16 protein-coding genes are annotated in these 21,890 nt (G+C 70.1%); 8 read left to right on the plus strand and 8 right to left on the minus strand.

The window, feature by feature from the left end:
- The first annotated feature begins 21 nt into the window (after positions 1-21).
- Positions 22-1,302 (plus strand): acyl-CoA dehydrogenase family protein, encoded by a 1,281-nt coding sequence (locus AC6F7H_RS12880; protein WP_500757154.1) that lies wholly within the window; start codon positions 22-24, stop codon positions 1,300-1,302.
- Positions 1,303-1,358: 56 nt separating this feature from the next.
- Here the strand turns inward: AC6F7H_RS12880 and AC6F7H_RS12885 are convergent, their stop codons facing one another.
- From AC6F7H_RS12885 to AC6F7H_RS12895, 3 genes are all read right to left on the minus strand, one after another.
- Positions 1,359-1,862 carry a MarR family winged helix-turn-helix transcriptional regulator gene (locus AC6F7H_RS12885; protein WP_500757155.1) on the minus strand — a complete coding sequence of 168 codons (504 nt, stop codon included), beginning with the start codon at positions 1,860-1,862 and terminating at the stop codon, positions 1,359-1,361.
- 356 nt (positions 1,863-2,218) lie between these two features.
- Entirely contained in the window at positions 2,219-3,664 is a 1,446-nt protein-coding gene (locus AC6F7H_RS12890) for an MmgE/PrpD family protein (RefSeq protein ID WP_500757156.1), read from the minus strand.
- A 15-nt stretch (positions 3,665-3,679) separates the two neighbouring features.
- Positions 3,680-5,011, minus strand: coding sequence for an MFS transporter (locus AC6F7H_RS12895; RefSeq protein ID WP_500757157.1), 1,332 nt, complete (start codon positions 5,009-5,011; stop codon positions 3,680-3,682).
- 166 nt (positions 5,012-5,177) lie between these two features.
- Here AC6F7H_RS12895 and AC6F7H_RS12900 point away from each other — a divergent pair, with 166 nt between their 5' ends.
- The 5 genes from AC6F7H_RS12900 (at position 5,178) to AC6F7H_RS12920 (ending at position 11,943) form a co-directional block, all read left to right on the plus strand.
- On the plus strand, positions 5,178-5,948 hold the full coding sequence (locus AC6F7H_RS12900; protein ID WP_500757158.1) for an IclR family transcriptional regulator: 771 nt from the start codon (positions 5,178-5,180) through the stop codon (positions 5,946-5,948).
- Entirely contained in the window at positions 5,945-7,150 is a 1,206-nt protein-coding gene (locus AC6F7H_RS12905) for a CaiB/BaiF CoA transferase family protein (RefSeq protein WP_500757159.1), read from the plus strand. Before AC6F7H_RS12900 ends, AC6F7H_RS12905 begins: the two co-directional genes overlap by 4 nt.
- Positions 7,147-8,130 (plus strand): citryl-CoA lyase, encoded by a 984-nt coding sequence (locus AC6F7H_RS12910; protein WP_500757160.1) that lies wholly within the window; start codon positions 7,147-7,149, stop codon positions 8,128-8,130. Before AC6F7H_RS12905 ends, AC6F7H_RS12910 begins: the two co-directional genes overlap by 4 nt.
- On the plus strand, positions 8,127-10,751 hold the full coding sequence (locus AC6F7H_RS12915) for an aconitate hydratase (RefSeq protein ID WP_500757161.1): 2,625 nt from the start codon (positions 8,127-8,129) through the stop codon (positions 10,749-10,751). Before AC6F7H_RS12910 ends, AC6F7H_RS12915 begins: the two co-directional genes overlap by 4 nt.
- A 193-nt stretch (positions 10,752-10,944) precedes the next feature.
- Positions 10,945-11,943: a BRO-N domain-containing protein gene (locus tag AC6F7H_RS12920; protein WP_500757162.1), complete on the plus strand. Its 999-nt coding sequence runs from the start codon at positions 10,945-10,947 to the stop codon at positions 11,941-11,943.
- A 79-nt stretch (positions 11,944-12,022) separates the two neighbouring features.
- On the opposite strand, the gene AC6F7H_RS12925 is transcribed toward AC6F7H_RS12920, so the two are convergent.
- From AC6F7H_RS12925 to AC6F7H_RS12940, 4 genes are all read right to left on the minus strand, one after another.
- On the minus strand, positions 12,023-13,486 hold the full coding sequence (locus AC6F7H_RS12925) for a dihydrolipoamide acetyltransferase family protein (protein ID WP_500757163.1): 1,464 nt from the start codon (positions 13,484-13,486) through the stop codon (positions 12,023-12,025).
- Between the two features lie 11 nt (positions 13,487-13,497).
- Positions 13,498-14,490: an alpha-ketoacid dehydrogenase subunit beta gene (locus tag AC6F7H_RS12930; protein WP_500757164.1), complete on the minus strand. Its 993-nt coding sequence runs from the start codon at positions 14,488-14,490 to the stop codon at positions 13,498-13,500.
- 1 nt (position 14,491) lies between these two features.
- Positions 14,492-15,754, minus strand: coding sequence for a pyruvate dehydrogenase (acetyl-transferring) E1 component subunit alpha (gene pdhA, locus AC6F7H_RS12935; RefSeq protein WP_500757165.1), 1,263 nt, complete (start codon positions 15,752-15,754; stop codon positions 14,492-14,494).
- 691 nt (positions 15,755-16,445) lie between these two features.
- Positions 16,446-18,068, minus strand: coding sequence for a protein kinase domain-containing protein (locus AC6F7H_RS12940; protein ID WP_500757166.1), 1,623 nt, complete (start codon positions 18,066-18,068; stop codon positions 16,446-16,448).
- Between the two features lie 368 nt (positions 18,069-18,436).
- Between AC6F7H_RS12940 and AC6F7H_RS12945 the strand changes: the two genes are divergently transcribed.
- On the plus strand, positions 18,437-20,095 hold the full coding sequence (locus AC6F7H_RS12945) for a protein kinase domain-containing protein (RefSeq protein ID WP_500757167.1): 1,659 nt from the start codon (positions 18,437-18,439) through the stop codon (positions 20,093-20,095).
- Positions 20,096-20,226: 131 nt separating this feature from the next.
- Here the strand turns inward: AC6F7H_RS12945 and AC6F7H_RS12950 are convergent, their stop codons facing one another.
- Complete coding sequence (locus AC6F7H_RS12950) at positions 20,227-20,769, minus strand: bacterial proteasome activator family protein (protein WP_500757168.1); 543 nt, start codon at positions 20,767-20,769, stop codon at positions 20,227-20,229.
- Positions 20,770-21,364: 595 nt separating this feature from the next.
- Here AC6F7H_RS12950 and AC6F7H_RS12955 point away from each other — a divergent pair.
- Complete coding sequence (locus tag AC6F7H_RS12955; RefSeq protein WP_500757169.1) at positions 21,365-21,859, plus strand: hypothetical protein; 495 nt, start codon at positions 21,365-21,367, stop codon at positions 21,857-21,859.
- Positions 21,860-21,890 lie beyond the last annotated feature (31 nt).

A 21,890-nucleotide genomic window follows, 5' to 3' on the forward strand; every position in this document is an offset into this window, starting at 1 on the left:
GACCGCGGAAAGGAACGCCCCATGACCGAGCTCCTCGCGCTGCACCCCGACCGGTTGACCGGTGACGTCGAACCGACCGGAGACATCCACGCGTTCCTCCTGGGCGACTTCAGCACCTCGCCGCTGGTGCGGCGGGCCCGGGACCTGGTCCCGGTCCTCAAGGAGCGAGCGGCACGGCAGGCCCGGCAGGACCGGCTGCTGCCCGAGACGATCGCGGACATGCAGCGGGCCGGCTTCTTCCAGATGCTGCAGCCCCGGGCCCACGGTGGGTACGAGCTCACTCCCATCGAGTCCTTCGAGGTGACCTCCATCCTCGCCGAGGGCGACCCCTCGGTGGGGTGGGTCCTGGGCGTGGTCGGCATCCACCACTTCCACCTGGGTTTCTTCGACCCCCGCGCACAGTCCGACGTCTGGTCCTCGGACACGACCACCCTGATCAGCTCGCCGTACGCACCCCAGACGGCCAGGCGGGTGGACGGCGGGTACCGCCTGTCCGGACGGTGGTCCTTCTCCTCCGGCAGCGACTACTGCGACTGGGCGCTGCTCGGGGCCAACATCGAGGGCGAACCGACCCCCGGACCGGGGCCGGTCGGCAGCCACGTGCTGCTGCTCCCGCGCGAGGACTACGAGATCGTCCACAACTGGGACGTGTCCGGTCTGCGGGCCACCGGCAGCAACGACATCGTGGTCGAGGACGCGTTCGTTCCCGACCACCGGAGCCTGACCTGGACCGAGGTGCACCGGAGAACCGCACCGGGCCTGGCGCTCAACACGGGTCTGCTGTTCAGGCTCCCGTTCTTCCAGGTCTTCTCACGGGCCACCCAGGCACCGACGGCGCTCGGCGCCCTGAAGGGCATGGCGGACGCCCTGGTGGAGTTCAACAGGGGCAAGCGCCGGCCCAGGGTCGACCCGGCCACCGCCCTCGCGCTGGCCGAGGCCTACTCCTTCGTTTCGGAGGCGAAGGGGCGGCTGTACGCCAACTACGCCGCGATGATCTCCGAGGCCGGCGGAGGTCCCGAGGTCAGCGACGAGCGACTGGAGGAGTTCCGCTTCCAGTCCGCGCACATCCCCGCACGCGCGGCCCGGTACGGCACCGAGTTGTACCGCGTCGCGGGCGGCACCGGCATCTACAACGCACAGCCGTTCGGGCGTTATCTGACGGACCTCATGGCGACGCAGACCCACGCGATCAACAACTACCAGGCCCGGGCGACGGACTGGATCGGCCCGCTCCTCGACACCACGGGGACCGTCGTGCCGACACCGCTCGGAGTGGTCGAGGATCAGCGACGTCCCGCCTGAGGCGGTGTTCCGGCCGGGGCCGGCGCCATTCCCATGGCGCCGGCCCCGGCCTGCCGTCACTCCGGCAGGTTCTCGGCGTTCTCGCCGAAGAGCCTGAGCATCTCGTTGAACTTCTCCACGTCCTGGGGAGTGAATCCGGCGAGCACCTGCTTGTGGCGTTCCAGAGCCGACCTGAGGATCCGGTCGTGGAGTTCGTACCCTGCGGGCGTGAGATGCCACAGCCGGTTGCGCGGGTTGTTGCCGAGGACCTTGGCCTCCGCCAGGCCGAGCTTGGCGAGCTTGCTCAGCGACCGGCTGACCGCGCCCTTGTCGTAGCCCACGACAGGGCTGGCGGCGGTCACCGGGACATCCGGTTCCTTGCAGAGCATCACCAGCATCCGCCACTCCATCGCGCTGATGCCGAACTCGTTCTGGTAATGCCGGGAGAAGCTCCGGTTGAAACGGTTGGCGGCCCACACCAGCAGGACTGTCGGGTTGTCGGCCAGGTTCAGCGTCCTGGACTTCTCCCCGTCGCCCCCCTCGACCTCCTCGACAAAGAACTCATCGAGCTCGTCGCCCATGGGGTGGCCTCCCGGAGTCTTGTCGATGCGAGACGGCTGTCTCACATCCGTGGCTGCGCGGTCTCTTCTGCTCGGGAAACAGTCTAGGCAGGCCATGCGGCCTGCCCCGCCTCCCCGTTGTGATGATCATGCCGCTCCTGAGGCGGCTGTGTGAAGGTCTCGGTCGTGGCCGGCGCGCCGGGTCTCCCGGTCGACGGCGCCGGGCACGCCCGGGGCCGTGAGCCGGCGGAGAGGACGGCGCCGGCCCTCGCCGGCTCCGATCCGCCCCGACACGGCCTGACACGGCCTGACACGGCGAGCCTGGCACAACGACAAGGAGTCCGTGCGGAATCGATCCGCACGGACTCCTCGCTCGATCACGCCGCACGACTCCCACGAGTCGCCAGTGGCACCGCGCTCGGACTGATCAACGCGGACACGACATCACGTATGTCCTGGACCGCGGCAAGGTCCGAGGTCATTCTCTTCAGGTCCCGCACCTGTTCGGGCCGCAGGCCCCAGGGCGCGTAGCCCACGCAGTCGTCGAACCCCTGCGCGTGGTCCTCAGGAGTGAGCGGGTTGCCCGGATATCCCGGACCGATCTCGAGGGTTCTGACCCACCGGCCTCCGTCAGCGGTGCGCAGCTCGAACCGCGACGCCGAATGGCCGGTGAGTGCGGGGTCGAAGTGCACGTGGATCCGCGAGATCATGGCGGACGCGCCCAGTTCGGCGACCTGTTCGGGTTCGAAGTGTCTGAGCGACGACGATCCCCGCTCCAGAGCGTTCGCAGCGCAGTACTGCGCACTGAACTGGGCGTTGACCCGCGGGTTGGTACCGGCCTCGAAGGGTTTGCCGATGAGCTTGAAGGCGAAGTCGGGCAGGAAGACGTCCACCCGCTCGATCTCCCGCGTGTTCACCGAGTCGTCCCCCAGTGCCAGGAGGGCCGACTCGGTGATTCCCTGGGTGAGCCCGCAACTCGGGTACTTCTTGAAGAAGATCCCCTCCAGGTCGTAGTGACGGCCGATCCGGTCGGCGAACGACTCCGGGGAGCGCTCGCCTCGTGCGTACAGTCGCGCGTATCCGAACGGGCCGGAGATGAAGTGACGGGGCCCGGTCAGTCCGGCCTGGGCGAACTGCACGCTCTGCACAGCCGAGGCCGCGGTCCATCCCTGGATGAGCCGCACCGCCAGGGACGCGTCGACATTGCTCTGGAAACTCGCCGAACAACGGTTGAAGGAGAACGCCAGCGCGTGCAGCGTGTGCTCCGCGTCGAGACCGGCGGCCCGCGCCGCGGCAGCGGTGGCTCCCATCAGGCCGGCGACGCCCGTCGGGTCCAGCCCGCCGTACTGCTCCTCGGTGAGGTTGAACCGCACACCTGCCTCGAGACCCACGGCCAGCGCGGCCAGGAGTTCGGCCCCGGTGCAGCCTCCACGCAGCTCCGCGGCGGCGAATGCCGCGGGCACGACCGAGGACCCGAGATGAAGTCCGGGCACCATGGTGTCGCAGTAGTCCAGCGCACGCGCCATGGAGCCGTTGAGCAGCGCGGCGCTCTGGGCCGTCAGGTGGTCTCCGTGGACGAAGGACCTGGCCTCCGCTCGCCCCCCTTGGGTGACGACCAACTGCCGGAGTTCGGCGATCCCGTCCTGCGCGGCTCCCGCGACCGCGGTACCGCACACGGTCCGCAGGACCTGGTGGGCGACGTCGAGCACGTCCGCGGGAATGTCGGCTGCTTGCGTGTGAGCCACGAAGCGGGCGATCCGCTCCTCGGGATCGAGGGTGGGGTCAGGCGGTGCGATGTGGCTGTTCGCCGTGGTGTTGCCCATGGGTTCCCCTCTCCCTCAGAGGTGCGGAAGCGACTTGGAGGCGGTCCGTCCCACTGAGGCGACGCTGAGCAGACCGATCAGTGCGACCAGGATGATCCAGCCCGCGGGGCTGGTGTCGTACCCGGTGCTCTGCACGAGGGTCTCGGCGATGAACGGCGCGGTTCCGCCGGCGACGATCGCCCCCAGGTTGTATCCCAGCGCGATGCCGGTGAAGCGGACCTTCGTCGGGAAGAGTTCGGCGACCAGCGCCCAGGTGGGCACCTGCACCCATCCGCTGAAGAACATGAAGACGAAGTAGACGAGGCCGATCGCCGGCAGGCTGCTCGTGTGGGACAGGACGAGGAACGCGGGCCAGGCGATCACCATGAACGCGAGGTAGGCGGCGACCAGGACGGGCTTCCGGTCGAATCTGTCCGAGAGCAGGCCGGGCAACAGATAGGTCATGGCCGCGAGCGCGATGCCCACGGCAGCGGTCCAGGAAACCGCGGTGGGCGAGACATTGCCCTTCAGCTCCAGGAAGATCCCGAAGTAGGTGAGCCCGATGTAGACGGTTCCGTTCAGGGCGATCGAGAGGCCGAGCACGCGCAGCACCGAGACCGGGTGCTCCCGGATCACCGACACCAGCGGGCGCTTCTCCACGGCCGCTCCGTCGCGACGCTCCTCCAGTTCCTTGAACTTCGGGCTGTCCTCGATGCGCAGCCGCGCCCACAGGGCCAGGACGGCGAAGACGGCCGACAGCAGGAACGGAACCCGCCACCCCCAGGACGCCATCTGCTCGGGACTCACCCCGAGGCGGACCGCTCCCACCACGGCCGCGGCCACGGCGAAGCCGAGCGTCGCCCCGATCGCGGTCGAGCTGCCGTACAGGCCACGGCGGCCGGGAGGCGCCAGTTCGGCGACATACGTGGCCGCGCCGCCGATCTCGCCGCCGGCCGCGAATCCCTGCACCAGGCGCACCAGGACGATCGCCACCGTCGCCGCGATCCCGATGTCGGTGTGCGTGGGCAGCAGGCCCATCGCGACGCAGGCAGCGGACATGATCATGACGGTCGCCACGAGCGAGAAGCGCCGGCCCCGCTTGTCGCCGAGGATGCCGAAGAACCATCCGCCGACCGGCCGCACCACGTAGGACGAGGCGAACAGGGCCAGCGCCGCCAACGTCGCCGTGGCCGGGTCCTGCTGAGGGAAGAACAGCGGTGCCAGGGTCAGCGCGAGGAAGCCGTACACGCTGAAGTCGTAGTACTCGATGACGGTGCCGACACCGCCGGCGACGGCGGCTCGCCGCGCCATGCTCGGATCACCGGCTTCGGTTCTGCGCTGTTCCTCGAGGTTCGAGGTGATGGTCATGGGTTCTCCTCGCCGGCCTGCACTGACCACTGGATGGTTCGCTTCAATCACCTGACGGTTCCGTGGCGCGTGTCACGGATGGAATCACGCGGAACTCGCCGCGTCAATGCATACTCAATCCATTAGGTGGTTTACGTGAACCATCTGATGGACCTATGCTGGCGGCATGACATTGCCTTCAGCGGCCGCAGCCGACGGCGGCGTGCGCAGCGTGACTCGCGCCTTCGACCTTCTGAGAGCTTTCGACGGCGAGCACAGGGTCCGCTCACTGCGTGAACTCGTCGAGTTCACCGGTCTGCCCAAGTCGACGGTCGTCCGTCTGCTCAGCACGCTCAGCAACCCGGGGATCATCACCAGCCCCAGCGAATCGACCTACAGCGTCGGTCCCGCGTTCCTGCGGTGGGTCAAGCTGGCCGAGGCGATGTGGGAAGTGGGCGCCGAGGCCCGGCAGGTGATGACGGCCCTGCGCGACGAGTGCGGCGAGACGGTGAACATCTACATCCGTCAGGACCTGCACCGCATCTGCGTGGCCCAGGTCGAGGGCACCACGACCGTACGGAGCGTGGTGCGAGTCGGTGAGCCGTACCCCATGACCGGGGGTGCCGCGGCCAGAGTGCTTCTCGGTGGCTGCCCGGACACCGTGCTGGACGCCCTGTCCGAACAGGACGCACGCGTCGACGCGAAGGAGCTGCGCACCGGGGCCGCGAGCACCCGCGAGGCCGGCTTCGCCATCACGCACGGCGATCGCGAACTGGGTGCCTCCGCGGTGGCGGCTCCGATCACGGCCGCCGACGGTCGTCTCCTCGCCGCGCTCTCCATGAGCGGCCCCACCTCTCGGTTCACCGCCGACCGAGTCACCCAGTACGTCGACGCCGCAACCAAAGCAGCCCGGCAGATCAGCGCTGTCGGGCTCGGCACCGTGGAGGCCTTCCTGTGACCGCAGACCTGCTCGAGGGCGTTCGAGTCCTGGACATGACCAATGTGCTCGCCGGACCGTTCGCCGGTTATCAACTCGCCCTGCTCGGCGCCGACGTGATCAAGGTGGAGACACCCGGGAGCGGTGACCTGGCACGCCAGCTCGGCGCCGATCCCGAACTGAGCGCCGCGCGGATGGGCGTCTCCTTCCTCGCCCAGAACTCCGGAAAACGGTCCGTGACGGTCAACCTCAAGACCGACGGCGGCAAGAAGGTGTTCGAAGAGCTGCTGGCCGATGCCGACGTGCTCCTGGAGAACTTCCGCCCAGGGGTCCTCGAGCGCCTCGGCTTCGGCTGGGAGCGACTGCGGGAACTGAACCCCCGTCTGATCTACTGCGCCGTCTCCGGCTTCGGCGCCACCGGGCCGATGCGCGGCCGCCCTGCGTACGACCAGGTGATCCAGGGCCTCTCCGGCATCATGAGCGTGACCGGTGACACCCGATCCGCGCCTCTGCGCGTCGGCTACCCGGTCTGCGACAGCTTCGGCGGCCTCGCCGCCGCCATGGCCGTGTGCGCCGCCGTCGTCAGGCAGCAGCGCACGGGGCAGGGCGCCTGTCTCGACACCTCCATGCTGGACGCGGCCATCACCTCCATGGGCTGGGTGGTCTCCAACCACCTGGTGACCGGCCAGGAGCCCGTACCCATGGGCAACGAGAACATGACCTCGGCGCCGTCGGGCAGTTTCGCCACCGCTGACGGCATGCTCAACATCGCGGCCAACAAGCAGGAACAGTTCGAGACGCTGTGCACGGTCCTCCACCGCGAGGAACTCGTCACCGATCCCCGCTTCGTCACCCGCGAGGACCGCAAGCGCAACCGTGAACTCCTGCGCGACGAGCTCGAGATCTCGCTCAAGGAGAAGACCGCCGCCGAATGGGACGAGGTCCTGCTGGACACGGGGGTCCCGGCCGCTCCGGTGATGTCGGTCCCCGAAACGCTCACCTCGGCACAGGTCGAGCACCGGGAACTGGTCTCCGAGGTGCGGATGCCCGTCGCGCCGGCCGGAACCGTCCAGGTCCTGGGACTGCCGACCCATGTCGACGGGCAGGCGGTGAAACCCTCCTCGCCGCCCCCCGCACTCGGCGAGCACACCGAGGAGATCCTGCGCGAGATCGGGTTCACCGCCGACCAGATCGAGGACTTCCGCGAGGAGGGAGCCATATGAGAACCCGACCGGACACCACCGACAACGCAGGCGCGGGCCGGAACGAGCCCGTGGACCGGACCACGCCGGCACGCGCCGCGGCACTCGACGCCGTGACCACCCGCAAGGTGGCCGACTGGTGGACCACCGAGGTGTCGGACATCGAGCCCGGCGTCATCCGGTTCCGCGGATACCCGGTCCAGGACCTCATCCGCCGGGCAAGCTTCGTGGAGACCATCTGGACCATGGTCCGCGGCTCGATGCCGTCCCCCGCCCAGGCGGCGCTTCTGGAGAAGGCACTCGTGGCCGCGGTGGACCACGGACCACAGGCGCCCTCCATCGCGGCGGCCCGCATGGCCGCCACGTGCGGTGTGGGACTGCACGGCGCGATGTCCACCGGTGTCGGACTGCTCGGGGACGTCCATGGCGGTGCCGGGCAGCAGTGCGTCGAGCTCCTGCAGCGACTGGTCACCGCGAGCGGAGACGGCGAGGGCGGTGAGAGCGCTGACGGGGTCTCCCTGCGGGAGGCCGTTGCCGCCGAGGTCGCCGCCCACCGCGAACGCCGGGCCTACATCCCCGGTTTCGGCCACCGGTTCCACCCCCGCGACCCGCGCCGGGACCCGCTCCTCGAGTTCGTCCAGGAAGCCGTCGACGCCGGGGTCGTCGCCGGTCGTCACCTCGCCGCGGCCCTGGAGTTGGAGGCCCGGTTGTCGGTCGGGCGGGAGCGCCCCGTCCCGATGAACATCGACGGCGCCACCGCCGTGATCTACGCCGAGCTCGGCTTCACCGCCGAACTCGCCCGTGGACTCTTCATCCTGTCGAGGTCCGTCGGCGTGCTGGCCCACAGCTGGGAGGAGTCCCAGAGCGGCCGCCGTATCAAGGGTCCGATGCCTCCGCCGCTCCTCCCGACCTATGTCGGCCACGCGGAACGGACATGGGCCACCGAGACCGCCGCGACCACGGAGACCGCCGCGACCACCGCGACCACGGAGACACCGTGAGCACGCCGTTCACCGCGCCGGACGCGTTCGGGTGCCTCAGGGAGCTGCCGGTCGAGGACGCACCCGGGGTTCCCCTGCAGTACTACAGTCTGGCCGACGCCGAGGCCAACGGCGCCGGGCCCCTCAGTGATCTGCCCTGGTCGCTGAGGACGCTGGTGGAGGGCATCCTGCGCCACCAGGGACATCCGCAGGTGCTCCCCGAGCATGTACATGCGATCACTCGACGGGACGAAACCGCGGCGGTCCCGTTCTTCCCCGGCCGGGTCCTCCTGCAGGACGCGTCCGGCATCCCGGTCCTGGCCGACCTGATCACCCTGCTCGAGCGGGCCGCCGCCGACGGCCTGGACGGCTCGGCGCTCGAGCCGGTGCTGCCGCTCGACCTGGTCGTCGACCACGCCCTGGAGGTGGACGAGTACGCGAGCGGAGCCGCTGCGTCACGCAACATCGACCTGGAGTACGCGCGGCACCACGATCGCTACCGGTTCCTGCGGTGGGCCCAGGAACGGCTTCCCGGACTCCGGGTCGTGCCTCCCGGCGTGGGCATCTGTCATCAGCTGAACCTCGAGGTCCTCGCCCCGGTGGTGACCACCGAGGAGTCCGACGGCACGCGGATCGCCGCGCTCGACGCACTGGTCGGAACCGACTCGCACACCACGATGATCAACGCCCTGGGCGTCACTGGCTGGGGCGTGGGAGGGATCGAGGCCACCGCCGCCGCGCTCGGTCAGGCCATCATGATCCGTGTGCCGCACGTCGTCGGTGTGGAGCTCACCGGACGGCTCGCCCCGGGCGTCTTCGCCTCCGACCTGGCCCTGACCCTGACCGAACGACTGCGTGAGCTGAACGTCGTGGGGTCCATCGTGGAATTCCACGGCCCTGGTCTGTCCTCCTTGTCGGTGCCCGATCGCGCGACGGTCGCCAACATGGCTCCGGAGTACGGCGCGACCATGGCGTGGTTCCCGGCCGACCGCCGCACCATCGCCTACCTGGCGACCACCGGTCGTTCGCCCGAACAGGTCCACCTGACCGAGCAGTACTTGAAGGCACAGGACCTGCTGCACGGTCCGGCCGTCCCGGTCCCGCGCTACGACACCGAGCTGACCGTCGCACTGGACTCGATCTCGACCACCCTCGCAGGACCCGCGCGGCCACACGAAGCGCTCAGCCCGGCCGAGGTCCCCGCATCCCGTGGTGCCGCCGGGCCTCAGGACGGCGACGTGGCCATCGCGGCGATCACGAGCTGCACCAACACCTCGAACCCGCGCTCCCTGCTCGCCGCAGGCCTCCTGGCACGCAACGCGGTCGAGGCGGGTCTCCGGTCGGCGGCCTGGACGAAGACCTCACTGACACCGGGCTCCAGGTCGGCGGCCGACCTCCTGACCTCGGCCGGTCTGCAGAAGCACCTCGACGAACTCGGCTTCCACGTCGCGGGATTCGGGTGCGGCACCTGCATGGGCAACTCCGGTCCCCTGAGCCCGGCACTCGATGCGACGGCGCGGGCCGAGGACACCGCCCTGGCCGCGGTCCTCTCCGGGAACCGCAACTTCACCGGCCGCATCCACCCCGAGGTCGCGCACGCCTACCTCGCCTCGCCGGCCATGGTCGTGGCCTACGCGTTGGCGGGCAACGTCCGGACGAACCTGGAGGTCGACCCCCTCGGTCATGCCGCCGACGGCTCACCGGTCGTCCTCGCCGACCTCTGGCCGGACGAGAGCGAGATCGACGAGCTGCTGTCCGCCCATGAGGCCGCTTCGCTGGGTCGCGGAGCCCGCCGGCCCCTGACCACCGAGCGATGGCTGGCGCTCGACCATCCACGGGACGACACCTACCCGTGGGACGGCGAAGCCGGCAGCATCCGGCGGCCCCCCTTCACCGACGCGCACCTGACCGGGTCGGCGGTCGGCGGAGAGTTGCTGGGCGCCCGTCCGTTGCTGGTACTCGGTGACGCGGTGACCACCGATCACATCTCGCCGGTCGCGCGGATCCTGCCCGACTCCGCCGCGGGCCGATGGCTGATCGAGCGAGGAGTCGACGAGCGGGCCCTGGGCACCTTCAGCTCCCGCCGCCTCAACCACGACGTCATGATCAGGGGCGGCTTCGCGAACCCACGCCTGGCCAACCACCTGGCCCCCGAGAGGGAAGGCGGCTGGACCCGCACCGCGCCCGACGAGCCCCCGGTGCCCGTCCACATCGCGGCCGAGTACCACCGCTCGCGGGGCACCCCGCTCGTCGTCGTGGCGGGCGACCTGTACGGAGCGGGCTCCGCACGCGACTGGGCGGCCAAGGTCACTCGGCTCCTCGGTGTGCGCGCGGTGCTGGCACGGAGCTTCGAACGCATCCACCGCACCAACCTGGTCGCCCTCGGCGTCCTGCCGGTCCAATGGGACGGCCCGTCCCCCGAACTGTTCGACGGCACCGAGGAGATCGATCTCCTCGGCATCGACGACCTGGCGTCCTCGACGAACGCCACCGTCCGGGTCCGTCGCGGCGACCACGTGCTGTGGGACGGCGCCGCCACCTGTCGCATCGATACCCCGTTGGAACTGGACTGGCTCCGCGCCGGCGGACTGTTCGGACACCTGCTGTCCACCCAGACGGACAACCAGGGCGTCTCCGCGTAAACGGCCCACGCACACGGGGCCCACCCCCTTCCGGTGGGCCCCTTTCCCCTGCCTCACGCTGCCGTCCGCCATACACACTTCCATCGGCCGGTACAGCGGTTTCGATCTTCTTCGCTCGCAGTCGTGAACCTCCTCGAACTGGCTGGCATATGCACTCAGCCCCGCTCTACGTTCCGCAGCGGAGGTGGTTCGCATGAACGAACCCAGCAAACGACCGAAGCACGCCGAGCGGCACGAGGCGATCGACGTCAGCGACTTCGTGTACGCGGCGACCGGCGCCCGGATCCGGAGACTGACGATGCCGGACGGGACGCACTGGTTCCCGGCGGTGGATGTCTGCAAGGAACTCGGACACACCAACTCTCGGCAGGCGCTCTCAGATCATCTTCCCGACGAGCACCGAGAGATTCTCGAGACCGTAAGTGGAGCTTACGGTCTCAGCATTCCCGCAGGTAGAGAGTGGCGTCGAGACCTGAATGTCATCTCTCTCCAAGGTCTCATTCTCCTCGTCAACGCCTGTACCAAACCGGCCTGCGCCCCCTTCAAGCAATGGGTCGCCGAAGTCATCGAGACCGTTCAGCGCGAGGGCTCCTACTCTCTCGACGAGGCCGAGGTGCAGTCACCCGAGCCAGGTGCTCCCATCGCCTACGCCATGCCGGAACAGGTCGCCGAGGCCATCGTCCGGCTGGAAGCGCACAACCTCCAGACGGACGAGGAACTGGCCGACGGGCAGCGCGAATCGATCGCTTTGCACAAGGAGACGCTGGCCCTGCAGAGGAAGATGCTGGCCGCACAGCAGGGCACGCTCGCCGTACAACAGGCGACCCTCGCCGTGCAGCAGGCCATGGTGCGGGCGATGGAACAGATCGCGGACCGGTTCGACACCCTCGTCCTCGAACGTCGGCCGCCCAAGGTCCACCTCACCGCGCTGCCCACCACCGAAACGGTCCTGGCCGACTGGCGGCAGCGGCTGTCCGTGACGGAGGACGTGTGGACGGTGGCCGTGGTGATCGCCCCGGTACTCGTCGAGAAGGGTGAACTGCGCGAGCCGCTGGAGTCGATCGCCGCTCGTACGGGACTCTCCGTGCACCGCGTCAACGAATGCCTCCGGCTGCTGCGCAAGCACGCCTGCATTCGCTCGCGGGGCGGGACCGAGGACGGGGCTCCGGTGTACGTGCTCCATCAGGTCTGAGGGACCGGTACGGCAGGAGGGGCGTCGCAATCCGAAGTTGCGGCGCCCCTCCTTGATGAACCTACTCGGCTCACAGCCGTCACGCCCAGCTGATCAACCGTTTCGGCTGTTCCAGGATCGCGGCCACGTCGGCCAGGAACTTGGAGCCCAGTTCGCCGTCGATCAGGCGGTGGTCGAAGCTCAGGGCCAGGGTGGTGACCTGACGTGGCTTCACCTTGCCCTTGTGGACCCACGGCTGGAGCTTGATCGCCCCGACGGCGAGGATCGCCGACTCGCCGGGGTTGAGGATCGGCGTGCCCGTGTCGACGCCGAAGACGCCGACGTTGGTGATCGTCACCGTGCCGTTCTGCATCGCGGACGGGGAGGTCCTGCCCTCCCTGGCCGTGGACACCAGTTCACCGAGGGACTCGGCGAGCTGGGGCAGCGTCTTGGCGTGGGCGTCCTTGATGTTCGGGACGATCAGGCCGCGCGGGGTGGCCGCCGCGATGCCCAGGTTGACGTAGTGCTTGACCACGATCTCCTGGGCCGCCTCGTCCCACGAGGCGTTGACCTCGGGGTTGCGTCTGATCGCGACCAGCAGGGCCTTGGCGATCAGCAGCAGGGGGTTCACCCGCAGGCCGGTGAACTCCTTGTCCTGCTTGAGCTCCTCGACCAGCTTCATCGTGCGCGTCACGTCGACCGTCACGAACTCGGTGACATGCGGCGCCGTGAACGCCGAACCGACCATCGCCGCCGCCGTCGCCTTGCGGACGCCCTTGACCGGAATGCGGGTCTCGCGCGCCGTGTCGTACGACACCGGGACCGGAGTCGGGACCGGGACGGCCGGGGTGGCAGCCGGGACCGCGGGTGCCGGGGCCGCGGCCACCGCCGCGTGGACGTCCTCGCGGGTGATGATGCCGTCCGGGCCGGTCGGGGTGACCGCCGCCAGGTCGACGCCGAGGTCCTTCGCCAGCTTGCGCACCGGCGGCTTGGCCAGCGGGCGCAGTCGTCCGTCGGCGACCGGCTGCCCGACGGGGGACGCCGGGACGGGTGCCGGGGCCGGGGTGTGGCCGTTCAGCTCCGCCTGGACCGCCGTGGCCGCCGCCTGCTGGGCGAAGACCTCGGGCGCCGCCTTGCGGGGGCGGCGGCGCGTGGCGGACGTCGCCACGCCGTAGCCGACCAGTACGGGCTGGCGGCCCGAGCCCGCCGCCGGCTCCGCTTCCGGCTCCGCCGACTGCTCGGCCGGTGCGGCGGCGGGCTCGGCGACCGGGGCGGGTGCCTCCTCCGCCGCCGGTGCCGCACCGCCCGAGACGTCCACCGCGATGATGGACGTGCCCACGTCCACCGTGGTGCCCTCGGGGAAGTGCAGCTCGCGGACCACGCCGTTGTAGGGGATGGGGAGTTCGACGGCCGCCTTCGCCGTCTCGACCTCGCACACCACCTGGCCGTCGGTGACCGTGTCACCGGGCTGGACGTACCACTTGAGGATCTCGGCCTCGGTGAGGCCCTCGCCCACGTCCGGCATCTTGAACTCGCGTACGGACGCGTTCGTCATCGTCGTCACGGCCCTCTCCCTCAGTACGCCAGCGAGCGGTCGACGGCGTCCAGCACCCGGTCCAGGTCCGGGAGGTAGGACTCCTCCAGGCGGGCCGGCGGGTACGGGGCGTGGTAGCCGCCCACCCGCAGGACCGGGGCCTCCAGGTGGTAGAAGCAGCGCTCCGTGATCCGCGCGGCGATCTCCGCGCCCGAACCGAAGAACACCGGCGCCTCGTGGACGACGACCAGGCGGCGGGTCTTCTCCACCGACGCCTGGATCGAGTCGAAGTCGAGCGGGGAGACCGAGCGCAGGTCCAGCACCTCCAGGGAGCGGCCCTCCTCGGCGGCGGCGTCCGCGACCTCCCGGCAGAGCTTCACCATCGGCCCGTAGGCCGCCAGCGTCAGGTCGGTGCCCTCACGGACCACGCGCGCGGTGTGCAGCGGTCCGGGGATCGCCTCGGTGTTGACCTCGGCCTTGTCCCAGTAGCGCCGCTTGGGCTCGAAGAAGATCACCGGGTCGTCGCTCTGGATGGCCTGCTGCATCATCCAGTACGCGTCCGACGCGTTGGACGGGGAGACCACCTTCAGGCCCGCCACATGGGCGAACAGCGACTCCGGGGACTCGGAGTGGTGCTCGACCGCGCCGATGCCGCCGCCGTAGGGGATGCGCACGACGACCGGGAGCTTCACCTTGCCCAGCGAACGGGCGTGCATCTTCGCCAGCTGCGTGACGATCTGGTCGTACGCCGGGAAGACGAAACCGTCGAACTGGATCTCGACCACCGGGCGGTAGCCGCGCAGGGCGAGGCCGATCGCCGTGCCGACGATGCCCGACTCGGCGAGCGGGGTGTCGATGACGCGGCTCTCGCCGAAGTCCTTCTGCAGCCCGTCCGTCACCCGGAACACGCCGCCGAGCTTGCCGACGTCCTCGCCCATGACGAGGACCTTGGGGTCGGTGTCCAGGGCACGGCGCAGCGACTCGTTGATCGCCTTGGCCAGGGCCATGTTCTTGGATGTCACGGTCTCCGCCATGTCACTTGCCCCCGTCCGCGTCGTCGAACGACGCCTGGTAGGCGGCGAACTGTGCCCGCTCCTCGTCGACGAGGGCGTGTCCGTCCGCATACGCGTTCTCGAAGATGGCGAAGTGGTCCGGGTCCGGCATGGCGCGGACCACTTCGCGCACTCGTTTGCCCAACGTCTCGCTCTCGCTCTCCAGTTCCGCGAAGAATCCCTCGTCCGCGTGGTGTGCGGACTCCAGGTGGCGGCGAAGGCGGAGGATCGGGTCCTTGGCCTCCCAGGCGGCCCGCTCGTCGTCGTGACGGTAGCGGGTGGGGTCGTCGGAGGTGGTGTGGGCACCCATGCGGTAGGTGAACGCCTCGATCAGCGTCGGCCCCTCACCGCTGCGGGCCCGCTCCAGGGCCCACCGGGTGACGGCGAGGCTCGCCAGCACGTCGTTGCCGTCCACCCGCACGCCCGGGAAGCCGAAGCCCTGCGCGCGCTGGTACAGCGGGACGCGGGACTGCTTCTCGGTCGGCTCGGAGATCGCCCACTGGTTGTTCTGGCAGAAGAACACCACCGGGGCGTTGTAGACCGCGGAGAAGGTGAACGCCTCGGCCACGTCGCCCTGGCTGGAGGCGCCGTCGCCGAAGTAGGCGATCACCGCGCTGTCCGCGCCGTCCTTGGCGACGCCCATCGCGTAGCCCGTGGCGTGCAGCGCCTGGGAGCCGATGACGATCGTGTACAGGTGGAAGTTGTTGCCGTTCGGGTCCCAGCCGCCGTTGTTGACGCCGCGGAACATGCCGAGCAGGTTGGTCGGGTCCACCCCGCGGCACCAGGCGACGCCGTGTTCGCGGTAGGTGGGGAAGACGTAGTCGTCGTCGCGCAGCGCCCGGGCGGAGCCGATCTGCGCCGCCTCCTGGCCCAGCAGCGAGGCCCACAGGCCCAGCTCGCCCTGGCGCTGCAGCGAGGTCGCCTCGGCGTCGAAGCGGCGGGTGAGCACCATGTCGCGGTACAGGCCGCGGAGGTCCTCGGCGGTGATGCCCTCGACGTACTGGTCGAACTCGGCGTTCTCGACGCGCTCGCCCTCGGGCGTCAGCAGTTGCACGAGGTGGGGCTCGGCACTCTTCACCGTGCCGCCGGCCTTCTTCGCGGCGGTGGCCTTCTTGGCCGTGGTGGCCTTCTTGGCCGCGGTGGTCTTCTTGGCAGTGGTGCTGGTGGTGCGTTTGGTGCCTGTGGCGCCGGCGTTGCTTCCGGCGCTGCGTCGCGGTGCGTGCGCGGCAGTGCTCTCCACGGTCACGTGTGCTCCTCCGTCGGTCCGACCCCCGGGGTTGCCGGTAGGTCTGGGGTCCTCCTCCAGCTCGTCAAGGCCTGGGGGAGGCTCACCTCTTCTCGACCACGGGCACGGGGTGGGTGCCGCTCGGCCGGGAACAGGCGTGACAGGTGCCCCGGCGAGCGACCTGCAACAAGCACGTTACCCAGTGCGCCACATTTCTGTGAAACCCCCCCTGACCTGGGATTTTGCTTGGATTTCCAAGTAAATCGGAAAGGCCGGGAAGGCGCGCTGGTCACAGCCTCGCAGGAGGCCGGAGCAACGGCACGTTATCCCGGGGACCCCGGGCTCGGGAAGGGTTGAGTGTCGCGCCCCGCGCCAGAGTGAGCACATCATGCGACCAATAACCGCTGAGGGGGACAAATCGCAGCTCACAGGGGTGCGCGAGACTCGGCCATCCGGCGGGGTGTCGCGCTTGTGTGCGCCGCCCCCGCGCCTCACGCGCCCCCATTGGGCGCAGCGGCACGCCGACCGGCGTCCGCCGCGCGGGGCACGCGGGGTGTGCGCGGCGACGTCCACCCGTTCGGCCTGCTCGGCCGGGGCGGGGTCGCGGCCGCGGCGGTGCGCCGCGTGGGGTGAATGCGCCTCAACGGCTACCGGAGGCGCTCATGGGGGCGGGACGCTCATGGGTCGGGCGCAGGGCGGGGCCCGCCCTCGGTCAGCCGCCGGTCACGGCGCCGACGTCTCCGCCACCCTCCGTGCCGCCGTTGACCGGGCCGCCGTCCGCGCCGCCCGTCTCCGGGTCCGGGTTCGTCGGTGGCGGCGGCTGCTCGTCCGTCGGGTTGTCCGTCGGCGTGGTCGGGACGTCCGTCGGGTCGTCCGTCGGCTCCTCGGTCTGCGAATGGTCGTCCGACGGCGTCGGGGACTGGGGGTACGACGGGGGCCAGTTGCCACCACCGGACCCGTTGCCGTAGCCGTTGCCGTTCCCGGTGCCGGTGTCCGTGTTCGGCGCCTGCGGCTCCTCGGTGGCGTCGTCGCTCGGCGACTCGCTGGGCTTCTTCTCCTTCTCCTCGCTGGACTGCGAGGAGCTCGGGGACTCGATCGGCCGGTCGGTGTCCTTGTCCGCCCCGCTGCTGTTCAACGCCAGTGCGACACCCGCCGTGATGGCGATCACCGCGAGCACCGCGAGGATCCACAGCTTGCCGCGGCCGCTGCCCCGGTTGCCGCCGCCCTCGAAGCCGCCGTCGTCCCCACCGCCGTACCGGTTGGGCAGGATCGGCTGCGGGATGGCCGCGGTGCCGGTGGCGTCCGGGTGCGGCATCGCCGTCGTACCGGCGAAACCGGCCGACGGGGTGTGCCGGCCGTCGTGCATGTCCACCACGCCGGTGTTCCAGGTACCGGTGTGGCCGCCCTGGTCGTAGAGCATCTGCAGCCCGTACTGGATCAGCCCGCGCATCTCCTCGGCCGTCTGGAAACGGTCGTCCGGCTCCTTGGCGAGTGAGCGCATGACAAGCCCGTCCAGTTCCGGCGGGCTGGCGTCCGAGACCTCCGACGGGGGCGTGGGGATGTCCTGAACGTGCTGGTAGACCACGGACAGTGGCGTCTCACCGGTGAACGGGGGCCGCAGCGCCAGGAGTTCGTACAGCATGCAGCCGGTCGCGTACAGGTCGGACCGGTGGTCGACGGCCTTGCCGAGCGCCTGCTCGGGCGAGAGGTACTGCGGGGTGCCCATGACCATGCCGGTCTGCGTCATCGTCGTGGACGCGCCGTGCATCGCGCGGGCGATGCCGAAGTCCATCACCTTCACGGCGCCGTTGTTGGTGATGATGACGTTGGCGGGCTTGATGTCGCGGTGCACGATGCCGTGCTGGTGCGAGTAGGCCAGCGCCTCCAGCACACCGGAGACGATGATCAGCGCCTGTTCGGGGCCGGGCGCCTCGGCGTTGAGCAGGAGATCGCGGATCGTGCGGCCCTCGACGATCTCCATGACGATGTACGGCACGGCCTGGCCGCCCACCGTGTCCTCACCGGAGTCGTACACGGCGACGATCGCATGGTGGTTGAGACCCGCCACCGACTGCGCCTCGCGCGTGAAACGCGCTTTGGCGATCGGGTCCTCGGCGAGATCGGCACGCATCAGTTTGACCGCGACCGTACGCCCGAGGCGCACGTCCTCGGCGGCGAACACCTCGGCCATGCCGCCCCGGCCGAGTCGGTGCGTCAGCCGGTAACGGCCGTCGCCGATGAGCCCGCCGTTACCCCAGTTGTCCGGCGCGTCCGACATTCCGCCGCCAGTCGCCTCGGGGTCGGACGGGCCCTGAGCGCGCTGCTGCTGTGCCATCGGTCCTCGCCGTCGTTTCTGCCCGCGGTGCGCGCGGTGTTGTCACGGTCTCCGTCGGCCACGCTACAGCCTCTACGGGGGCCTCCGGTCCGAGACGGGTTGCCAGGACCAGCACGAGACGGACCGGCCATGAAACCTGCTCTCCGTATCGTCATGCAAATTCTGCGTACCAGGGAGTGCTTCGGCCGCACGTCCTCGATAACGCTTCCGCGACGCTTCTTTTCCGTACCGTCACGGAACGGGCCCCGTGCTTGACGTGTCGGTGGCCTGCGGCAGACTTGGCCGGGAATAGCGCATTCGATCTACTCAGATCTACGAGGCATCGGTCGCCGACGGCAGCGCCGGAGAGGCTACGGGGGACGCGGAACATGAGCCAGGACGGCGCACAGGGCCGGAACGCGGGGCGGGCGCTCGCCGGTGGCCGCTACCAGCTGCGGGACCTGCTCGGCCAGGGCGGCATGGCCTCGGTCCACCTCGCGTACGACAGCGTGCTCGACCGTCAGGTCGCCATCAAGACCTTGCACACGGAACTCGGCCGGGAGCAGGCCTTCCGCGAGCGCTTCCGCCGCGAGGCCCAGGCCGTGGCGAAGCTCACGCACACCAACATCGTCTCGGTCTTCGACACCGGCGAGGACGATGTGGACGGCATGACGACGCCGTACATCGTCATGGAGTACGTCGAGGGCCGCCCGCTCGGCTCCGTGCTCGACGAGGACGTACGGCAGCAGGGCGCGATGCCCGCCGACAAGGCGTTGAAGATCACCGCCGACGTGCTGGCCGCCCTGGAGATCAGCCACGAGAAGGGCCTGGTCCACCGGGACATCAAGCCGGGCAACGTGATGACGACCAAGCGCGGCGTGGTCAAGGTGATGGACTTCGGCATCGCCCGCGCCATGCAGTCCGGCGTGACGTCGATGACGCAGACCGGCATGGTCGTCGGCACCCCGCAGTACCTCTCGCCCGAGCAGGCGCTCGGGCGGGGCGTCGACGCGCGCTCCGACCTGTACTCGGTCGGCATCATGCTCTTCCAACTGGTCACCGGGCGGCTCCCGTTCGACGCGGACTCGCCGCTGGCCATCGCGTACGCGCACGTGCAGGAGGAGCCGCCGCTCGCCTCCTCGGTCAACCGCTCGCTGCCCCCGGCCGTCGACGCGTTGATCACCCGCGCGCTGAAGAAGAATCCGAACGAGCGTTTCCCCAGCGCCGAGGCCATGCGCGGCGAGTGCCTGCGGGTGAGCCAGTCCTTCCAGGCGGCCCCGCCGAGCATCGTCCCCGGTACCCACGGGCAGAGCGGCTCGGGCATCGGCTCCGCGGTGTTCCCGCCGGTCGACCAGTCGTCGGCGCCGGGGGCCCGGGGCAGCGTCCAGACGCCGTACCAGCCGGCCCCGCACCCGAACCCGTACGGCACTCCGGCCCCCGCGCCGTCTGTGGGCTACGGCTATCCGCAGCAGGGCGGCTACCAGACGCCCCACCCGTCGCCGTACGTCCCGCAGCAGGGCGGCCCGGCGACCCCGCCGCCGTACGACCTGACGCCGCAGAACCCGGCTCCGGGCGGTTCGGGCCGCGGCAGGAACAACAAGCCGGTGATCATCGGCTCGATCGTCGTGTCCGTGCTCGCCGTCGGCGGCCTGGTCGCGGCGCTGCTGTCCAACAGCGGGGGGAACGGCGACGACCAGGGCGGCGGGGGCAGCACCGCGTCGGCGTCCGCGTCCGCCGACAAGGCGGCCGACTACCGGGGGCCCGATCCGTCCAGGACGATCGACCCGGACAAGTGCACGGAGCCGGAGGAGTCGTACAACGACCCCGACAAGATCGAGATCCCGAACCTGAAGTTCAAGTACATCAGGTCGGTCAAGCAGTGCTTCCAGGAAGCCGGCTGGGACCTGGACGTGCGCAACGTCGACGAGAACACCTACGGCGAAGGAGCGGTCATGAACCAGTTCCCCGCCGCCGGCACGGCCGTCGACCCCGAGGACATGCCCAAGATCCAGCTCTACGTCTCCACGGGCAACCCGCCGTCCGCCTGACCGGGTACTCCCGGGTACGGCTCAAGTGAAAGGGGCCCGGCTTTTGGGCCGGACCCCTTCGTGTTCATGGGCTGTGTTCATGTATCGCGGGGTTCATGTGCCGCGTGGGTCCATGTACCGCGCCGGGGCGACTACAGGTACGGGCCGCCCGCGCGGCCACTCATCGGGGGTTCCTCATGGCCGCCGTCCCCCATGCCCGGCGGGAGGGCGCGGCGCATCTGCTCCAGCTGGGCACGCGCGGCCATCTGCTGGGCGAAGAGCGTGGTCTGAATGCCGTGGAAGAGGCCCTCCAGCCAGCCCACCAGCTGGGCCTGCGCGATCCGCAGTTCGGCGTCGCTCGGGGTCGCCTCGTCCGTGAAGGGCAGGGAGAGCCGCTCCAGCTCCTCGACCAGCTGCGGCGCGAGCCCGTCCTCCAGTTCCTTCACCGAGCTGGCGTGGATCTCCTTGAGCCGCACCCGGCTGGCCTCGTCCAGAGGAGCCGCGCGCACCTCCTCCAGCAGTTGCTTGATCATGCTGCCGATCCGCATGACCTTCGCGGGCTGCTCCACCTGCTCCGTCACCGGAACCTCGCGGGAGTCCTCGTCCCCGGTGCCGCCACCGAGCGCCATGCCGTCCTGGCCGACGACCAGTACCTGCGGATTGTCCGGCAACCGTTCGTTCCTCGGCATCTCCATACGGCCATTCTCTCGCACGCCCGCCGCACTCTTCCGGGCCCCCCTGACGGAGGTATCCGTAATGCCGGGTGCGCGCAGGAATGGGAACCTGTGGGAGTCCATCCGGCCCATCTAGCCGACGGTGTGAACGAGCACCGGCCCGGCGCGGGAGGTCACGGTCGTGGCTCCATGGCTGCGTGCAGTGGGAGCGGGAATCGCCCTGCGAGCGGGCGTCGTGCTCGGGATGGCGGTGGGGGCGGGGGTGGTGATGCCGTACGGCCCTGCCCTGGAGCCTTTCGGTACGACTGCGGCTTTCGGGGCCGAGAGGGCGGGCACCGGACGCCAGGAGGCGCCGGACGAGCACACGAACGTGTTGTCCCGCGAGCCCTTGCCCTCTCCTTTCCACGCACCCCTCTCGCCGCTCTCACCCCTCTCACCCCTCTCACCCCTCTCGCCTCCCTCGTCCCTCTCTCCCCTCTTGCCCCTCTTGCCCCTCTCACCCCTTTCGCCCCTCTCGTCTGCGGATTCGCCGTCGCTGGCGCCCTCCGCCGAGCCCTCCAGGGCCGGAAGCCGGCCGGGGGAAGGGCGGAAGCGGCCGGGGCGGGAGGTGCCCGAGGTGACGGAGCGGAGCGAGGAGACGGAGAAGACCGGCGATCACAGGAAACCCGAGGAGCCCGGGACACCTGAAGAATCCGGGAAATCCAGGGAGGCGGATCCGCGTGGCGGACGCGACGGCGGACCACGTGACAGCGGGAGCGAGGCCGAGCGCGGCGGTGTGAACGCGGTGCCGGACTCCTCCGGCCTCGGGGACGGCGCGCACACCGGGCGGCCGAAGGAGGCAGGCGTCGGTGTTCTGCCCAAAGCGTCGGGCGCCGCGGACACCGCAGCCGGTACGCGCGTGCCCGAGGAAGGCCGCGCCGACGGCGCCCGGCGGGCGCCGAAGTCGGGGGAGGCCGTTCCGGTGCCCTCCGGGGCGTCGCGGAGTCCCGCGTCGAACACCGCCACCGGCGCCGAGCCCGTGGTGCGCATCCTGCCGCTGGGGAGCGGGCTGGTCCTCATGGGGCTCGGGCTGGCGCTGGCGTTCGTGGGCCTGAGGCTCCGACGGAGCTGAACCCGGGACCCACGAACCCGGTGGTCCGGCG

The sequence above is a fragment of the Streptomyces sp. MMS24-W38 genome (genome assembly GCF_059889265.1).

Excerpts from the sequence above, each read along its gene's own strand:
- AC6F7H_RS12880 (WP_500757154.1), top strand. The coding sequence starts at position 22 with ATGACCGAGCTCCTCGCGCTGCACCCCGACCGGTTGACCGGTGACGTC.
- AC6F7H_RS12885 (WP_500757155.1), bottom strand. The coding sequence starts at position 1,862 with ATGGGCGACGAGCTCGATGAGTTCTTTGTCGAGGAGGTCGAGGGGGGC.
- AC6F7H_RS12890 (WP_500757156.1), bottom strand. The coding sequence starts at position 3,664 with ATGGGCAACACCACGGCGAACAGCCACATCGCACCGCCTGACCCCACC.
- AC6F7H_RS12895 (WP_500757157.1), bottom strand. The coding sequence starts at position 5,011 with ATGACCATCACCTCGAACCTCGAGGAACAGCGCAGAACCGAAGCCGGT.
- AC6F7H_RS12900 (WP_500757158.1), top strand. The coding sequence starts at position 5,178 with ATGACATTGCCTTCAGCGGCCGCAGCCGACGGCGGCGTGCGCAGCGTG.
- AC6F7H_RS12910 (WP_500757160.1), top strand. The coding sequence starts at position 7,147 with ATGAGAACCCGACCGGACACCACCGACAACGCAGGCGCGGGCCGGAAC.
- AC6F7H_RS12920 (WP_500757162.1), top strand. The coding sequence starts at position 10,945 with ATGAACGAACCCAGCAAACGACCGAAGCACGCCGAGCGGCACGAGGCG.
- AC6F7H_RS12930 (WP_500757164.1), bottom strand. The coding sequence starts at position 14,490 with ATGGCGGAGACCGTGACATCCAAGAACATGGCCCTGGCCAAGGCGATC.
- AC6F7H_RS12940 (WP_500757166.1), bottom strand. The coding sequence starts at position 18,068 with ATGGCACAGCAGCAGCGCGCTCAGGGCCCGTCCGACCCCGAGGCGACT.
- AC6F7H_RS12945 (WP_500757167.1), top strand. The coding sequence starts at position 18,437 with ATGAGCCAGGACGGCGCACAGGGCCGGAACGCGGGGCGGGCGCTCGCC.
- AC6F7H_RS12950 (WP_500757168.1), bottom strand. The coding sequence starts at position 20,769 with ATGGAGATGCCGAGGAACGAACGGTTGCCGGACAATCCGCAGGTACTG.